The sequence below is a fragment of the Streptomyces sp. NPDC001514 genome (assembly GCF_053597075.1).
In genome coordinates this window covers 175,358-191,902 of sequence record NZ_JBSFHO010000004.1, presented here as the reverse complement: position 1 = coordinate 191,902, position 16,545 = coordinate 175,358, and the positions used below count along the sequence as shown (strand labels likewise).

15 protein-coding genes are annotated in these 16,545 nt (G+C 71.5%); 9 read left to right on the top strand and 6 right to left on the bottom strand.

What is annotated here, in order from left to right; all coding sequences use genetic code 11:
• Positions 1–29 precede the first annotated feature (29 nt).
• Positions 30–707 carry a DNA-binding response regulator gene (locus tag ACWCXB_RS06955; protein WP_450719800.1) on the bottom strand — a complete coding sequence of 226 codons (678 nt, stop codon included), beginning with the start codon at positions 705–707 and terminating at the stop codon, positions 30–32.
• A gap of 225 nt (positions 708–932) precedes the next feature.
• Here ACWCXB_RS06955 and ACWCXB_RS06950 point away from each other — a divergent pair, with 225 nt between their 5' ends.
• From ACWCXB_RS06950 to ACWCXB_RS06940, 3 genes are all read left to right on the top strand, one after another.
• On the top strand, positions 933–1,286 hold the full coding sequence (locus tag ACWCXB_RS06950; RefSeq protein ID WP_450719798.1) for a hypothetical protein: 354 nt from the start codon (positions 933–935) through the stop codon (positions 1,284–1,286).
• A 192-nt stretch (positions 1,287–1,478) separates the two neighbouring features.
• Entirely contained in the window at positions 1,479–3,062 is a 1,584-nt protein-coding gene (locus tag ACWCXB_RS06945; RefSeq protein ID WP_450719796.1) for a YfbK domain-containing protein, read from the top strand.
• Positions 3,063–3,406: 344 nt separating this feature from the next.
• The gene (locus ACWCXB_RS06940; RefSeq protein WP_450719794.1) at positions 3,407–3,868 is read left to right on the top strand and encodes an anthrone oxygenase family protein; all 462 of its coding nucleotides are present in this window, start codon (positions 3,407–3,409) and stop codon (positions 3,866–3,868) included.
• A 272-nt stretch (positions 3,869–4,140) separates the two neighbouring features.
• Here the strand turns inward: ACWCXB_RS06940 and ACWCXB_RS06935 are convergent, their stop codons facing one another.
• A complete protein-coding gene (locus ACWCXB_RS06935) occupies positions 4,141–4,626 on the bottom strand; it encodes a cupin domain-containing protein (RefSeq protein ID WP_450719792.1) in 486 nt (161 codons plus the stop codon).
• A gap of 192 nt (positions 4,627–4,818) precedes the next feature.
• Between ACWCXB_RS06935 and ACWCXB_RS06930 the strand changes: the two genes are divergently transcribed.
• Positions 4,819–5,433: a flavoprotein gene (locus ACWCXB_RS06930; protein WP_450719790.1), complete on the top strand. Its 615-nt coding sequence runs from the start codon at positions 4,819–4,821 to the stop codon at positions 5,431–5,433.
• Between the two features lie 114 nt (positions 5,434–5,547).
• On the opposite strand, the gene argJ is transcribed toward ACWCXB_RS06930, so the two are convergent.
• Positions 5,548–6,708 (bottom strand): bifunctional glutamate N-acetyltransferase/amino-acid acetyltransferase ArgJ, encoded by a 1,161-nt coding sequence (argJ, locus tag ACWCXB_RS06925; RefSeq protein ID WP_450719788.1) that lies wholly within the window; start codon positions 6,706–6,708, stop codon positions 5,548–5,550.
• A 59-nt stretch (positions 6,709–6,767) separates the two neighbouring features.
• A complete protein-coding gene (locus ACWCXB_RS06920) occupies positions 6,768–6,944 on the bottom strand; it encodes a hypothetical protein (protein WP_450719786.1) in 177 nt (58 codons plus the stop codon).
• Between ACWCXB_RS06920 and ACWCXB_RS06915 the strand changes: the two genes are divergently transcribed.
• Positions 6,931–7,611, top strand: coding sequence for a 4'-phosphopantetheinyl transferase family protein (locus ACWCXB_RS06915; RefSeq protein ID WP_450719785.1), 681 nt, complete (start codon positions 6,931–6,933; stop codon positions 7,609–7,611). The genes ACWCXB_RS06920 and ACWCXB_RS06915 overlap by 14 nt on opposite strands.
• Positions 7,612–7,682: 71 nt before the next feature.
• Here the strand turns inward: ACWCXB_RS06915 and ACWCXB_RS06910 are convergent, their stop codons facing one another.
• The gene (locus tag ACWCXB_RS06910) at positions 7,683–8,909 is read right to left on the bottom strand and encodes a cytochrome P450 family protein (protein WP_450719783.1); all 1,227 of its coding nucleotides are present in this window, start codon (positions 8,907–8,909) and stop codon (positions 7,683–7,685) included.
• Positions 8,910–9,015: 106 nt separating this feature from the next.
• Here ACWCXB_RS06910 and ACWCXB_RS06905 point away from each other — a divergent pair, with 106 nt between their 5' ends.
• Together ACWCXB_RS06905 and ACWCXB_RS06900 are read left to right on the top strand one after the other, a co-directional pair.
• A complete protein-coding gene (locus ACWCXB_RS06905) occupies positions 9,016–10,248 on the top strand; it encodes an FAD-dependent oxidoreductase (RefSeq protein WP_450719781.1) in 1,233 nt (410 codons plus the stop codon).
• 137 nt (positions 10,249–10,385) lie between these two features.
• Positions 10,386–11,504: a PP2C family protein-serine/threonine phosphatase gene (locus ACWCXB_RS06900; protein WP_450719779.1), complete on the top strand. Its 1,119-nt coding sequence runs from the start codon at positions 10,386–10,388 to the stop codon at positions 11,502–11,504.
• 6 nt (positions 11,505–11,510) lie between these two features.
• Here the strand turns inward: ACWCXB_RS06900 and ACWCXB_RS06895 are convergent, their stop codons facing one another.
• Entirely contained in the window at positions 11,511–12,284 is a 774-nt protein-coding gene (locus ACWCXB_RS06895; protein WP_450719777.1) for a thioesterase II family protein, read from the bottom strand.
• A gap of 526 nt (positions 12,285–12,810) precedes the next feature.
• Here ACWCXB_RS06895 and ACWCXB_RS06890 point away from each other — a divergent pair.
• Together ACWCXB_RS06890 and ACWCXB_RS06885 are read left to right on the top strand one after the other, a co-directional pair.
• Positions 12,811–15,438 (top strand): YfhO family protein, encoded by a 2,628-nt coding sequence (locus ACWCXB_RS06890; RefSeq protein WP_450719775.1) that lies wholly within the window; start codon positions 12,811–12,813, stop codon positions 15,436–15,438.
• A gap of 139 nt (positions 15,439–15,577) precedes the next feature.
• Positions 15,578–16,543 (top strand): glycosyltransferase family 2 protein, encoded by a 966-nt coding sequence (locus tag ACWCXB_RS06885; protein ID WP_450719773.1) that lies wholly within the window; start codon positions 15,578–15,580, stop codon positions 16,541–16,543.
• Positions 16,544–16,545: the final 2 nt, after the last annotated feature.

The window sequence follows — 16,545 nt, the reverse complement described above, 5'->3', positions numbered from 1 at the left end:
CCCTCGCCCGGACATGCCCGGGCCGTCCGTCAGATCCAGCCACGGCGAGCCGCCTCCACCCCCGCGCGGAAGCGGCTCGCCGTACCCAGGGCGGCGAGCAGCTCTCCCACGCGGCGGCTGTACGTCCGGGCCGACATGCCGAGACGCGTCGCGGCCGTCTCGTCCGTCAGCCCCTCCAGCATCGCGTCGAGAACCGGACGCAGATGCGCGGGTGCGGACCCCGACACAGCGGCCGCAACCTCGTCCCCGCCGTCCCACCACGACTGGTGGGTGCGGACCAGGGCCCGGACGACGACAGGATCGCGGATCAACAGCAGCCCGTTGCTGTGCAGTTCGAGATCGAGCGGCACGGCAGCGACCGTACGGTCCGCGACGACCAGCTTGAACGGGATCGAGTCGGCCACCCGCGCCCGGCCGACGAGCCGCCCGGGCGGCGGCAGATGCGGCAGCGCCCGCCGCGGCACGATGCGGCGGACCGTCGCCGGCCGGTCCTCGGCCGCTCGCACACAGGCCCCTGCGAGGGCCCGGAACGGCTCGGGCACCCTCGGCGAGCCCGCCGGGTCGTCGAACGTCAGCAACTCGTGCCGGGCCGCATGGACCAGCCCGGTCAGCGTGGCGCTCACCTGCGCCAGTCCTCTGACCGGCCGGCCCGGCCGGGGCTCTTCGGGCAGGGCCTGCCTGCACATGACGGAGCTCGGTCTGGGCATGGCGATGACATTGGGCACGGCTGACCACCCCCCGATCTCGGAGCCGTACGTCACTCCATGTACGCATGTGGACGCTCATCGTGACAACCCCCAGTTCAGGGGATGGCGAGTCCCCGCCAGCCCCTTCAGTCGGCGCCGGGATGCCCGCCAGTCTGGAGAAGCGGCGCGAGAAGCGATCCGCAAGGAGAAGGGAAGGTCACCATGGTCCGACGCACGACCGGACGCATGAACAGACGGCCCGTTCGGGCAACGCGCGCGCTTGTGGCCGTCGCGGCGGCGCTCCCCCTGGCCGTCCTGTCCCCGAGCGCAGGCACGGCCCAGGCGGACGATCCGCCGGATGACACCCGCGGACCCACCGCCCTGCTCTCCTGCAGCACCGGCACGGACGGATGGACGGGCTGGGCCGACTGCTCCAATCCCAGCAGTCAGGTCGTCGCCTTCCGTGTCGTCGTGGTCTGCGGCTGGTGGCCCGACGCATACGGCCACTGGGTGACGCTGCAGCCGGGCTGGTCCGGCCGATCCTCCGCCACCTGCGACGGAGGGACCGGCGTCGGGAGCGTGAGCTGGGAAGAGGGCTGATCCCAGGTCCCGGTGTCTCCCGTGCCGTCCGACCGGCGGATGTTGCCGTGCGGCGGCACGGCAACGCCCGCTCAACCCCGGCACAGGCCGCCGCCGTTGCCGCATTGAGATTCATCCGCAACTCCTTCGCATGCTCCTTCGGGCGGTCCCAGACGTCACATTCACAAGTGCTGACGATCCAGGGGGCGGCAGATGAATCTCTGTGCAAGGACGTACCGGGCAAGGACATCCAGGGGAGCGTTCGTCGCGCTGCTGGCCGGCGCGATGCTGCTGACCGGCTGCGGGTCGGGCGGGCAGGGCGACCGCACGGCGGACGGCGGTGGCGCGCACCGGGCCGAGGACGGCCTGCAGGCCCCGATGCCACCCGACGGCGGCGGCCGTCCGGCGGAGGGGGACAACGGGAGCGGGCGGGAAGGTGAGCAGAAGGGTGAGGCCCAGAGGGAGTCGGCACCACCGGCCGACTATCTGTCCACCTTCGCGCTCGACGTGGACACCGCCTCGTACGGATACGCGCGGCGTGTCCTCGGCGAAGGGCGGCTGCCGGAGCCGGACTCCGTACGGCCCGAGGAGTTCATCAACAGCTTCCGTCAGGACTATCCGAGGCCCGAGGGCGACGGCTTCACCGTGACCGTGGACGGCGCCCGCGCGGGCGGCCGGGGAGAGGAGGATTGGTCGCTGGTGCGTGTGGGACTCGCCACCCGCGCAACCACGAGGAGCGGTGAACGGCCACCGGCCGCGCTGACGTTCGTCGTCGACATCTCGGGGTCGATGGCCGAGGCCGGTCGGCTCGACCTCGTCCGCGAGTCGCTCGGCATCCTCACCGATCAGCTGCGCGACGACGACTCGATCGCCCTTGTCACCTTCAGCGACGAGGCCGAGACACGGCTGCCGATGACCCGGCTCGACGGCAACCGGGATCGTATCCACGGCATCATCGACTCGCTGGAGCCGACCGACTCCACCAATGTGGAGGCGGGCGTTCGCACCGGCTACGACGTCGCCGTCGAGGGCCACCGGCAGGGCGCCAACAACCGGGTGGTGCTCCTGTCCGATGCGCTGGCCAACACCGGTGAGACCGAGGCCGACGCGATCCTGGAACGGATCGCCGAATCCCGTCGGGAGTACGGCATCGCCCTCTTCGGTGTCGGCGTCGGCAGCGACTACGGCGACAAGCTGATGGAGCGGCTCACGAACCGGGGCGACGGCCACACGACGTATGTGTCGACGTCCGCGCAGGCCAGGAAGGTGTTCGTCGACCAGCTCCCTGCCCATATCGAGCTGCGCGCCCGCGACGCGAAGGCGCAGGTCGCGTTCGATCCCCAGACAGTGAAGGAGTTCCGACTGATCGGATACGAGAACAGGGCCGTCGCCGACGAGGACTTCCGCAACGACCGGGTGGACGGCGGCGAGGTCGGCCCCGGCCACACGGTGACCGCGCTCTATGCGGTACGGCTCCGCGAAGGGGCGGGCGGGCACATCGCCACGGCGACCGTGCGCTGGCTCGACCCGGCGAACCGGACCCCGCACGAGGCGTCCGGCACGGTGGAGGCGGGCGCGCTCAACCGTGACCTCTGGTCCGCGGAGACGGCGCCCCGGCTGCAGGTCAGCGCCGTGGCCGCGTACTTCGCCCAGGCTCTGCGCGGTGCCGAGACGCCCGGTGCCCCCAGGCTGGAGGAGCTCGCCGAACGCGCCGGCACCCTTGCCCGGCGCACGGAGGACGCGTCCGTAGGCCAGTTGGCCAAATCGATAGGACAGGCGGACGCGCTGCTCGAGTGAGGCACTGACCGAGGTCCGGCCGGGCCCTGCCCGACCCCGGCCGGAGCCCGGTCCCGGAGCCCGGCCTCGTCCGGAGCCCGGTCCCGCGCCTGCCCGCCCGGTCCGGAGCTCGATTCCGCGCTCGTCCGGCTCCCGCTCGGACGGGGGGCCTGGCCGGCCGGTGGGGCGGTCGCTCGGCCGGGTCCGGTCGAGCACGCTGCTCCCCCCGGGCCTCGCTCGAGCCCGGCAGGCGTGGCGGGCCGGGACGCCGACCCCGACCCCCGCCCTCACGGTCGCGGTCGGTGGCGGGAATCGGCGTGGTAGCTGTGCTGCGCACGGGCGTTCGGCGCGTCATGATGTGCCGTATGGCCACCTTGCTGCTCGCCCTTGCCGTCATTTCCACCGGGCTGTACGCGGGCTTCATGCTGATCTTCCAGACCGCGATCATGCCGGCGCTGGCCAGGCTGTCCGACGACCAGTTCGTGCCGGCCATGCGGCGCATCAACGAAGAGGTGCCGCGCGCCGTGTTCCTGGTGGTCTTTCTGGCCATCATCGCGTTCCCGGCGGCGGCGCTTGCCGTGCCGGTCGAGGGCCGCTCGGACACCCAGATGTGGCTGATCCTGGCCGGGCTGGTGTGCGCCGTACTGAACCATCTCATCACGATTGCCGGAAACATCCCGCTGAACAACGTGCTTGCCTCTTCCGGAAGTTCACCCGACTCCGAGGTCCGAGCGGCCTTCGAGGCCAAGTGGAACCGCTTCCACATTGTCCGCACTGTCTTCGTTCTGTCCTCGTTCGTGCTGCTCGTCTGGGCCTCGCTCGTGTGACGGAAAGCCGACACCGACCGCAAGCGGACAGCACAAGAGGGCGGACATCGGGGCAGAGAACCTAGTACGGTCGTAAGGCACACGTGAGACAACGTTGTCGGCACCCGTCGGTAGCAACTTCGGCGCAGACTCCGGCGCGACCCGCCGGGCGGGGCCGGGGACGGGTTGTCCCGGTCGTCCCCACGCCGGCAGGGGTCGATCCCCCCACCCGGGACAACCCGCCCCCTCCCGAGGCTGGTTCAGGTGTTCACGACGTTCAGGCGTTTCGGCGTTCAGGCGCCGAGCGGGAGGGGCTTCCCGCAGCGGGCGCAGTAGCGCGCATCCGATTCCGTCGCGAGGCGCCCGCAGTCCGTGCAGACCCGGTCCAGGAGACATGGGGGCTCACCGCCGGCGCTCTGGATGGTCAGGCCCGGGCGCCGCCGGTGGACGCTCAGTTGGACGAGCCCCTCCGGTCCCGCGCGCAGGGCGCGGCGGCTACCGCGCGGCAGCCAGACCACCGAACCGGCGGCAATACTCTGCTGCGCGCCGTCGACGTGCAGGACTCCGCCGCCTCCGGTGACGTAAAGCAGCACATCCAGATCGGGCTCGATGTGTTCGGCGACGCGGGCGTCCGGTGGCAGCCGTACGACATTGGCGTCGAGCTGGCGTGCGCTCTCCGCGAGGCGCCATAACGCCCCGCCCTGCTCCTCGGCCACTCCGTTGCTCAGCTCGGCAAGTCGCGCGAGCACGCCCCGGCCGGAGTCGGAAGGGGATGCCATGCAATTCCTCCAGTGATCGACCCCACGCGATCCACGCCGGACCCCAAAGCCAGGGATGGTACTCCCCGTTGGGCATTCCCTGCCCACGCGCCACTCGGCATACGCTCTGCCCGCACCCCGGGTCACCCGAGGTCACCCGAAGCAGTCAGCCGTAGCAGCCGCCTGAATCAGCCGTCGAGCGGGAGGAAACGCGTGAGCGACCAGCCCAGGAAGCCGTTCCTGTACGTCATCGTGTGCGCGGCCGGGAACGCGGGCGATGTGGGGAAGCTGATCACCGCGGCGCAGGAGCGGCAGTGGGACGTCGGGGTGATCGCCACACCCCAGGGCCTCGGATTCATCGACGCGGACGCGGTGTCGGCCCAGACCGGGTATCCGGTCCGGTCGGCGTGGCGCCGCCCCGGCGAGGCGCGCCCCTTCCCGCCCGCGGATGCCATGGCCGTGGCTCCGGCCACGTTCAACACCATCAACAAGTGGGCCGCCGGAATTGCCGACACGCTTGCTGTGGCCACACTCTGCGAGGCGTACGGGGCCGGCGTGCCGACGGTCGTGCTGCCGAGCGTGAACGCGGACCTCGCGGCTCACCCCGCGTACCGGTCGAGCGTGGAGCGGCTCCGCGGAATGGGCGTGCTCTTCGCTTCGGACGACCACGCGGATGCGCCCCGGCAGGAGTCCGAGCCCGCGCCCGCGCCCGAGCCCGAGCCCGAGCCCGAGCCGGCTCCCGCTTCCTTCCGGTGGGAGCACGCGCTGGAACTGCTTGCTTCGGCGCCCGACGCCACGTGGCGAAGGTCGTCACCGTACCGGCGTTGAGCGCCGTTCACGCCCGGACGGTGGCCGAAGCGTTTTCCGGCCCAAGGACACTGCGGCTGTCCCCATGCGTCACCCGGGGAACAGCCGGGGCAGGCAGCGAACGAACGGCCGGGCTCAGGTGGTGTATTCGGAGTTCAGCCGCACATATCCCTCGGTGAGGTCGCACCCGTACACCGTGAACGTGCCGTCGGCGATGCCGAGATCGATCCCGATGACGACCTCGTCGCCGCGCAGATACTCCGTCAGGGCTTCGAGTACCGCGTCCTCGTCGGCCCGGGGCGGGTAGACGGAGACATCCCCGAAGCGGATGGTGACCTTGTCCTTGTCGATGTCCGTCTCGTCCTGGCACTTTCCGATCGCCATCGCCACGCGGCCCCAGTTGGGGTCGCAGCCGTGGACGGCAGTCTTCACCAGTGGTGAGTTGACGACCGACTTGCCGACCCGCTTCGCCTGCGCCGCGTCCCGGGCCCCGGCCAACTCGACCTGGATGAGCTTGCTCGCGCCCTCGCCGTCGGAGGCGATCATCTTCACGAGATCGAGCGCCACGCGGTGCAGCGCGGCCCTGAACGCGTCCGGGTCGACCTCGCCCGCGAGCCCGTTCGCGAACAGCGCGGCGGTGTCCGACGTGGAGGTGTCGGTGTCGATGCTCACCGCGTTGAACGTGATGTCCATGACCTCGCGGAACAGCCGGTCCTGCACCTCCGGCGCGAGCTGCGCATCGGTGGCGAAAAAGGTGAGCAGCGTCGCCATGTCCGGCTCCAGCATGCCCACCCCCTTGGCGATACCGGTGATCGTCGCCTCGCCTACGCGGGCCGTGGCGATCTTGGGGTGGGTGTCGGTGGTCATGATGGACCGCGCGGCCGCCTCGAAGCCCCGGTCCTCCGGGAACGGCCACCCGAGCGTGGCGACATGGGCCCTGATGCTCTCCATCGGAAGATGACGGCCGATCACGCCGGTGGCGGCGATGAGCAGTTCATCGGGCGGCAGGCCGAGCGCCTTGGCAACACTGTCCCGTACCTCCAGGGCGTTGGCCGCACCCTGCGCGCCCGTGGCGACGTTCGCGTTCCGCGCCACGACCACCACGCCTCGTGCGGCGCCGTCGGCTGCGGCCTCACGGGAGAGGAGCACGGAGGGACCGGCGAACCTGGACCGGGTGAACACCGCGCTGACCTGTGCAGGCTCTGTGGACAGCAGCACGGTGAAGTCGTCCCGGCCGTCGTCACCCGCGCCGACCGGCGCCACATGGACAGCGAACCCCCTGGGCGTAGCGACCATGAGTCACCCCTCCGTATAGCCATGCGCTTGTACTCATACCAATGCAGTCTGGTGTGAGCCTATACGGTGACCGTCCCGGGGGCCTCTCGTTTGCCGTTCTGCGCGCCGCGAGCCGTCCGGCCGCCGCCGGTGCCCGACTCCCGTATGGCCTGCCCCAGGGCCCGCCCCTCGTCGCCGGGCGGGCCGGCCGGCAGCCGGCGTGCCGCGCACTCGATGAGCAGCGTGGCCGCGGCCATTTCCAGATGTGGCGTCACCTCCGCCTGCTGCGCAGCCCCCTTCACCGGCGACGGCGGCTCGTCCGTATCGGCGCAATCGGCGAACGGATCGGCCGCCGCTTCGAGAGCGCGCCGCGCCCGGCCGACGAACGCGGACCGCAGCTCCTGGTCGGCGCCGTCCGCCTGTCCCAGCGCCAGCGGCAGCGCTGCCCCGAATGCGCGGAGGATCGACTCGGCGTGGTCCCGGAGAAGAACGGACGCCGCATTCGGCCTGCGTGCCGGCTCCGGATCGGTCCTTCTCGGTACGCCACGGAAGCTCATCTCCCTCCCCCAGGAACGCGCCTGGGTCCGTGCCCTCCTCGCCCGCCGCCCGGCAGTCCGTTGGGACCGGCTGCTGTTCAGCGCCAAGGAGAGCGTCTACAAGGCGTGGTACCCGCTGACCGGGCGCTGGCTCGACTTCGAAGAGGCCGTCATCACCCTGGACCTGCGCGCCGGGACCTTTCGCGCGGGCCTCCTCGTCCCGGGCCCCGAGGTCGACGGCGTACGGCTGACGGGCTTCGACGGCCGCTGGCGCGCCGGTGCCGGACTGGTGGTGACAGCGGTCGCGGTCCGCCCGGTGCCGCGCGAGCGCTCGGCTTCGCTCCTCCACCGGGCCCCGGCACACACGACCGCGGACGCCGGCGGCTGAGCGGCTGAGGCGGCAGAAGCGACCGAGATCGAGAGCACCCGCGAGAAGGTGTACGTGTGCGGCGGGCGCTCTCAGTCCGGGGCGCCGGGGGTGAACGTGACGGGCAGGCTCAGGGGGCCGCGCAGTCCGCCGGGCCGCCACCGGAGCTCGCCCGGAGGTACGGCCAGGGCGAGCCCGGGCAGGCGGCGCAGGGCGGTCCCGATGGCGACCTGGCCCTCCAGGCGGGCCAGCGGCGCCCCCAGGCAGTAGTGGATGCCGTGCCCGAACGCGAGGTGGGCGTTGTCCCGCCGGGTGATGTCCAGACGGTCGGGGTCGGGGAACCGCGCCGGGTCGCGGTCGGCGATGGCCGAGGCGATCAGCACGGTCGCGCCGCGCGGGACCGTCACGCCCGCGATCTCGACGTCCTCGCGTGCGAACCGGGCGATGCCGGGACTGACCGGCCCGTCGTAGCGGAGGAACTCCTCGATGGCGCCCGGCAGCAGCTCCGGATCGGAGCGCAGCAGCTCCAGCTGGTCGGGGTGCGCGAGCAGCGCGGCGATACCGCCGCCGATCAGGTTGACCGTGGTGATGTAGCCGGCGACCAGCAGCAGGAACGCCATGGCGATCAGCTCGTCCTCGTTCAGCTGCTGCTCCTCGTCCCGGGCGGTGATCAGTGCGCCGAGCAGGTCGTCCCCGGGTCGCGCCCGCTTCGTCTCCAGCAGCTTGTTCAGATACGTGCGCATCTCCTGCCAGGCCGCGTTCATGACGGCCGGGTCCGGCATCTCGGCCCCTCGCATGATCATGTCGTCGGTCCACCGCTGGAATTCGTGCCGGTCCTCCACCGGCACGCCGAGCAGTTCGCTGATCACGGTGACCGGGAGCGGCAGCGCGAAGTCCGTGACGAGGTCGGCGCGGCCGGTCGGCACGACGGCGTCGAGCAGTCCGTCGGTGATCCCCTGGATGCGGGGCCGCAGCTCGGCCACCCTGCGCGCGGTGAACGCCTTCGAGACCAGGCGGCGCAGACGGGTGTGGTCGGGCGGGTCGGAGCGGAGCATGTTGCTCAGCATCGACTCCCGCTCCGTCTCGGGCAGCTGCTGCAGGAGCCGGTGGTCCGACGCGTCGTGTACGTCGCTGCTGAGCCGGGGGTCGGACAGGGCCGCGAGTCCGTCCTCGTAGCGCGTGACCAGCCAGGCCTCCAGGCCGCCCGCGATGACGGCGCGGCGCACGGGGCCGTCCTCGCGCAGCTGCCGGTAGAGCGGGAAGGGGTCCGCGACGAAGGCCGGGTCGGCGTAGGGGAGAAGGACCGGCTGCTGGCTCATGATGCCTCCCGGAGTACGTCGCCATCCCCGCGGCGACTTATCAGAGCCTGAGGGTATATGTCCCAGTGTGGTAGATCCCGGGATTTCGCCGAAGGGAGGGGGCGCGATGGAGCGGACCACGTGCTGTGTGGTGGGGGGCGGCCCCGCCGGAATGGTCCTCGGCCTGCTGCTGGCCCGGGCAGGCGTGGCGGTCACGGTCCTGGAGAAGCACGCCGACTTCCTGCGGGACTTCCGCGGCGACACCGTGCATCCGTCCACCCTGGCGCTGCTGGACGAGCTGGGACTGGCCGAGCGGTTCGCACAGCTGCCGCAGCGGCGGGTGAGGACGGTCCAGCTGCCGCTCGGCCCGGACCGTTCGCTGGTCACCGTCGGCGACATCGGTGCGCTGCCGGGCAAGTACAACTACATCGCCATGGTGCCGCAGTGGGACCTGCTCAACCTCCTCGTGGACGAGGCCGGGCGGGAGCCGTCCTTCTCCGTGCGGATGAACACCGAGGCCACCGCCTTCCTGTACGAGTGCGGACGGGTCACAGGGGTGCGCTACCGCACGTCCGACGGCCGCACCGGCAACCTGCGGGCCGGCCTGACCGTGGCCTGCGACGGACGGGGCTCGCTGGCCCGGTCCCTGCCCGAACTGGGACTGCGGAGTTTCACCTGCCCGATGGACGCCTGGTGGTTCCGGCTGCCGCGGCGCGACGGCGACCCGCACGGGCTCGTGGGAGCCGTCGGCGACCGGTTCTTCAGCGCCATGATCGACCGCGGGGACTACTGGCAGTGCGCCGCGCTCATCCCCAAGGGCACCGACGCCGCGCGCCGCGCCGCGGGCCTCGAACGGTTCAACGCCGAATTCACGGCGGCCGTCCCCTGGCTCGCGGACCGGGTCCACGCGATCAGGTCGTGGGACGACGTCAAGCTGCTCGACGTACGGCTCGACCGCCTCCGGCGCTGGCACCGCCCCGGCCTGCTGTGCATCGGTGACGCCGCGCACGCGATGTCGCCGGTCTTCGGCATCGGCATCAACCTCGCCGTCGAGGACGCCGTGGCCGCCGCCCGGTACCTCGTCGGACCGCTGCGCCGGGGGGTGGTCGGCCTACGGCACGTACGCGCCGTCCAGCGCCGCCGCTGGCCGACCACGGCCGTGACCCAGGCGCTGCAGCGGACCGCCCATGCGCGCGTCATCGCACCGCTGCTCGCGGGCCGCCCGCCCGTCGGCAACCCCAGGCGGGCGCAGCGGCTGACCGAGCTGCTCACCACCTCGCGATGGCTGAACCGGGTGCCGGCGTACTTCCTCGCCTACGGCGCCGTGCGCGAGCGACCGCCCGCCGCGTCGCTGCGGTGAGCGGCGGCCCCGACCGGTGAAGGGCGGCCCGGCCGGTGAGCGGCGGCCCCGGCCGGTGAACGGCGCCCCGAACGCCTGTGCAGAGCCCCGGCACGGTGGGGCAGGCGCCGAGCCGGGGCGCGGTGTATTCAGGACATATGGTTCCTCGACGGCTCCGCGGAGCTCATCGCCTGTCATGGGAGCCACACCATGCCCTGCTGGCGGTACCGATCGCGCTGATCGCCCTCGTCACGGTGGTCGACATCCTGGCCCCGCCGGAGGTTCACCTCGGCCCCTTCCTCGTCGCTGCACCCGCCGTCACGGCGTCGTTCGCCGGAGCCCGGACGACCGCGTTCGTCGGTGCGCTCGCCGTCCTCGCCCAGGTGGTGGTCGCGATGGCGCGCACCAACCTCACCGATCTGAACCACTCGTTCCAGATCATCGCCCTGATCCTGATCTCGGGGTTCGTGACGTTCTTCGCCCACCTGAGAGAACGCCACGAGAAGGAACTGACCCAGCTGCGCACGGTGGCCCAGGCGACACAGCAGGTGGTACTGCGACCGCTGCCGCAACGGATCGGCCCGCTGCGCATCGCCTCCGTCTACCTGGCTGCCGAGAGCGAGGCGCAGATCGGCGGCGACCTGTATGCCGCGGCCCGCACGGCCGACGGAACCCGGTTCGTCATCGGTGACGTACGGGGCAAGGGCCTGGAGGCGATCGGGGACGCCGCCCTCCTCCTCGGCGCCTTCCGGGGCGCCGCCCACCATCAGGCCGACCTGTCGGTGCTGGTGGCGCACCTGGAAGGAACCGTCTCCTCGGACCTGGACGACCCCGGAGCCTTCGGTGACGACATCGAGGACCGGGGGGAGGCGTTCATCACCGCGGCCGTCCTGGACGTCCCGGACAAGGAACCGGACCTTCGACTGATCAACTGCGGTCACCCCCCGCCGCTGCTGCTGCGCGACGGCCTGGTCGTCCCGCTCGACGTGCGCCACCGGGTGCCGCCGCTGGGCCTCACCGAATTCGTGCAGTGCGACCTGTCCGAGGAGACGTTCGCCTTCGAGCCCGGCGACATCGTCCTGCTCTACACGGACGGCGTCATCGAGGCCCGCGACCGGGCCGGAACGTTCTATCCCCTGGAGGAACGGGTGATCACCTGGTCCGCCAGGGGCCCCCATGCACTCCTGAGCCGTCTGTGCAGCGACCTGCTGCGCCATGCCGGCGGACATCTGGGGGACGACGCCGCCATGGTGGCGATCGAGCGCATGCCGGAGTGAGGCGTATCAGCGGGCCGTCGCAGACCCCAGCGTTGCCGCGACCAGCTCCGCCACATCCCGCGTGCGGCCGTCGAGGCAGAAGTGCCCGCCGGGAAACATCCGGAACTCGCCCGGCACAGCGGAGTGCTCCAGCCAGCCCCGCGCGTCCCCGGCCGGCACAACCGGATCGGAGTCTCCCACCAGCACCGTGAACGGGACGTGCAGCGGCGGCCCCGGCACCCACGCGTACGTCCTGAGCGCCCCGTAGTCCGCCCGCAGCGCGGGCAGCACCATCTCCAGCAGTTCCGGCTCGTCCAGCACCCCGCTGTCGGTGCCGCCCAGCCGCCGGATCTCCGCGATCAGCGCGGCGTCCCCGAACAGCCGGTCGCTGCTGCGCGGCCCTGGGGTCGGGGCGCCCCGACCCGACAGGAACAGCCGCACCGGACGCCGTACGGCCTCCCGCGCCTCCGCCTCCAGCAGGCGGGCCGTCTCGTACGCGATGGCCGAGCCCATGCTGTGCCCGAAGAACGCGTACGGACGCGCGTCCTCGTCGAAGGAGGCGATCAGCTCACCAGCGATCAGCTCCGCCAGCCCGGTGATCGACTCGACCGGCGGTTCATGCCGGCGGTCCTGACGGCCGGGGTACTGGATCGCCACCACCTCGGCCGCCGTCGCCAGCGCGCGGGCGAGCGGAACGTACGTGCTCGCCGCGCCCCCCGCGTGGGGGAAGCAGAACAGCCGGTGCCCGCTCGCCGAGGCCCGCTGGTACTGCCTGAACCACTGGCTCCTCAGGACACTCACACCCTCACCTCGGCCGCCGGGGGAAGCCCGCCCCGACGAGGAATTCGACGTGCTTCTCGAAGAGCCACGCTCCGACGTATCGACCGGCTGTCGGAAGGACTCGTTGTCGAAGGGCATCATCGCGAAGGATTCCAGCAAGGGCAGCGTCACATGGCCGGGATCCGACTCGACGCGCCGTCGCCAGGCATCCGTATCGGCCTTCTTCGACGGCGCGTCACGCGCAGCACGACGACGGCTGCACGCCCCACCCCAGCTCCGCGCCGTGCCGAACGCGGCTTCGAAGACCTCGTCCCCGAGAGCCCGTTGTGTGCGTCGGTCGCAAGTCTGCACCCGGCCTTCACCTCCGGTATGTCCAGGATTTGACTGGCGATCGGATGCGGGTCGCCCGGCTCGGCGGTAATGGCCGACGGCCCGTGCGATGACACCACCACCGCCACCGGGCTCCCGCGCATCCGCGTGCCGCGCAACACACCCCGGAGGACGTGTGCCACCTGCTGCCGAGGCCGTGCCCGCCCAGAGCGAGCGCGTGAGTCCCACAGGCGAGCGACCCGAGACGGCGGACGAGGCCACGGGCGAAAAGCCCGGAGGCCCCGGCGCCCCGGGCGGCCCCGGTGGCGTGCGGGGGCTGATGCTGCGGTCCCGGCGCAGTGTGCGGCTGCGGGCGTCGGCCGGTGCCGCCCTGCTGACCTGTGTCGTCTTCTGCCTCGGCGGACTGCTGGCCGGCAGCTATCCCTTCGGGCCGACCACCCGCAACATCGTCGACCTCGGCCAGCAGTACCTGCCGTACCACGCGTACTGGCGGAGGATGCTGCTCGGCGGCGCCGAGGGCGACATGTTCCTGAACTGGACCTCGGGCTTCGGGTCCAATTTCCTCGGTGACTTCGGCACCTATCTGAGCAGCCCGTTCGACCTGATGGTCGTGCTCTTCCCGGCGGACCGGATCGAACTCGCCCTCTACGTCATCACCGTCGCCAAGATCACCGCGGCCGGTGCCACGATGTCGGTCCTGCTGCTGAAGCTGCGCCGCGGCCCGTGGCCGGTGGCCGCCGTGCTGGGGACCGCGTACGCGCTGTCCGGCTGGACCTTCAACTACGCCGCCACCGTCCCGATGTGGCTGGACGGCCTGCTGGCCTTCCCGCTGCTGTGCCTGGTCGGCGAGTGGGCACGTGCCGGACGCCGCCCGGTGCTGGGCCCGCTCGTCGTGGCACTGGCCTGGGTCGCGAACTTCTACACCGCGTACATGGCGACCATCGGCGCGGCCGTCGTGCTGGCGGTCCGGCTGCTCACGGCCGACGACAGCGGCCGCCGTCGCCTGGCCGGCCTGCTGCGTGCCGCGCGCGGCGTGGCCGTGGGCATCGGCCTCGCCGCACCGCTCGTCGTGGTCGTCTACATGGGCACCCGCGTCGCGGATCCGACGCCCGAGGTGACCTTCTCTGCCGTCGCCTGGGCGGATGTCGTCGCCCGCCTGCTGCCGGGCACGTCGAGCGTGGCGACGCCCGCCCTCTACATCGGCACCCCGGCCCTCGCGCTGGCACTGACCCTGCCCTTCAACCGGGCTCTGGCCCCCCGGGTCCGCATTGCCTGGACGGCCGCGATCTGCCTGGTGGCGCTGTCCCTGCAGTGGGAGCCGACCCATCTGCTCTGGCACGCCGGCGCATCGCCCAACGGCATCCCCTACCGCCAGACGTTTGTGCTCTGCGGCCTGCTCCTGATCGCGGCCTGGGTGTCCACCGCCCGGGGGCTGCCCCGGACGTCGGCGCTGCTGGGCGCCGGCGCGCTGCTTGCCGTGATGGTCTTCGCCACCCGGGGGACCCCGGACATCGACCGCTGGACCTACCCCGCCTTCGGCGCCGCAGCCGTGCTCGCCGTACTGGCCGCAGTGGTCGTCCTGCTCGCCAGGCGGTACGGCGTCGGCGCACGGGTCCTGCCGGTCGTGGCCGTCGCCCTCCTCGTCGTCGCCCAGGCCGGCGAGACCGCGATCTCGGGGGCCCGTATCGAGCAGCGCCAGCTGGAGCGGGTCTCCTGGGTCCCGCGGCTGGGCCCCTGGCACGAGGACATGGCACAGGCGACCGAGCAGAAGGATGCCTGGCCGCAGCACCGCACCGATCCCGGAGAGGTGCCGGGCGGCAATGACGTCCTGCTGGTCGGCGGACAGGGTGCCGACTACTACAGCAGCCTGACCTCGGAGGTCTACACCCGCACGCTGGCCTCCCTGGGCTTCGGCTACTACGCCAAGGGGCGGCACCCGGTCAGCCTGGACAACCCGGTGACCGACGCGATCTTCTCCATCGGCACCCGTATGCACTCGTCACCCTCAGCGCCGGTGCGGGTGGACACGCTCCCCGAGGCCGCCGTCACCTCCACCGACATGGCGGTGCCGCCGCTGGTCACCGTCCGCCCGGGCCTGCCGCCCGCCGCCCGGGGGATCCGCTTCGGTGACTCCGTCTTCGCCAACCAGGAGTTGCTGCTCGGCGCCACGGTCTACGACGTTCCGGAGGACCTGAAGCGCACGAGCGAGTCCACCGAGTCCGAGGACACGGTCACGCTGACGGCCACATGCCCTGCCGGCTCACAGGTCTACTTCTGGGCCCCCGAGTACCAGGGCACTGCCGCGCTGCGCGGACAGCGGCCCGTCACGTTCTTCGGCAAGCTGCCGGCCGTGCAGGGCGCCATGCAGTCCCTCGGCACGGTCCCGGCGTCCGGCTCGGTACGGATGGACCTGAACCCCTCGGCCAAGGTGGTCCTGCCGCGGCAGCCGGTCGGCTGTCTGGTCCGGGACCGGCTGGACTCGGCCGTACGACAGCTGACGGCGACCGGCGCAACCGGCGTCCGCGTCTCCGGCCACACCATCTCCGCCGAGCTCCCGGCCGGCAGCACCGGAACCGCCGTCATCGCCGCGCCGCGGATCTCCGGGTGGACGTGCGCCGCGGGCGACGCGGATCCTGCGCCCGCCGAGCGGTATCTGGGCCTGCTGGCCGTCCAGCTCGACGGCAAGGCGACCTCGATCAGCTGCACGTTCCGGCCGCCGGGGCTGCGGTTGGGCGGCGCGGTCGGTGCCGCCGCTCTGCTCTCCCTGCTTGCCATCGGATTCTGGCACCGGCGCTCGCGCAGGCCCTCGGGGGCGGGAGCGGGGGCGGGGGCGGCCCGGGAGTGAGGAAGCCGACCCGGAAGCCGACAGCGGTTCCTTCGGAGGACGAAAAGAATTCACCTGGAATGCAAATCCGGCTCGTTCTGCCGGATAGCAGGGTGCTTACTCTGCAGTCAAGACTGGTGTTCGAGTGTTGGGAATCTGTGTGCCGAAATTGTCCGTCATAGTCCCGCTCCACAATGTCGGGATCTATGCGCCCGACACCATGCGCAGCCTCGCGCGCAATGCGGATCCGGACTTCGAGTTCCTGCTGGTCGACGACTGCTCGACGGACGCCACACCGGAAGTGCTCGACCGCTGGCAGAGCCGGATTCCCAACGCCAGGGTGATCCGTCACGAGACGAACCGCGGTGTGGCCCAGGCGCGCAACACCGGTCTGGACGCGGCGACCGGGGACTACATCACGTTCCTGGACGGCGACGACTGGTACGCCCCCGGCCATCTGCGCGCCATGGTGCAGGGCATCGAGAGACTGGGCTGCGACTTCGCCCGTACCGACCATGTGCTGGCGACCGGCAAGTCGCGCAGCATCCGCTACGCGCCTGCCAAGCTGCGCGACACGGTGATGGACCCCCGGGACGGAATCGCCCCTGCCACGATGGTGACGATGGTGGACTATCCGTTCGTCCCGTTCGGTATCTACAGCGCTCGCCTTTTCGCCGACGGCGAGTCGCGGTTCGAGACGAAACTGCGCACCGCGGAAGACCGCCTGTGGATCTGGCGCCTGCACCTGAAGGCCACGTCGTACGCGGCTCTCTCACTGCACGGGGCCTTCTACCGGCGCGGTGTCACCACGTCTCTCACGCAGATCACGGACAACCGCCAGCTGGACTTCATCCCGTCCTACGACATATTGCTCGAGGAAGTGGCCCAGGACGCCGAGGCCGACCGCTTTCTCCCGAAGGCCGTTCGGACCTACTGCGCCATGATCGCTTTCCATATGGCCAAGGCGGACCAGTACGAGCCGACCGTGGCCAAGCGGCTCAAGCGCAACGTCACCGAGGCGCTCGGGCGTATGCCCCAGCAGGTGCTGGACCGGACCCTGGCGACGATGGACACCAAACGCAGCACGATGCTCCAGAGTCTGCGCGATACGAGAAGGGCCGCCTGACC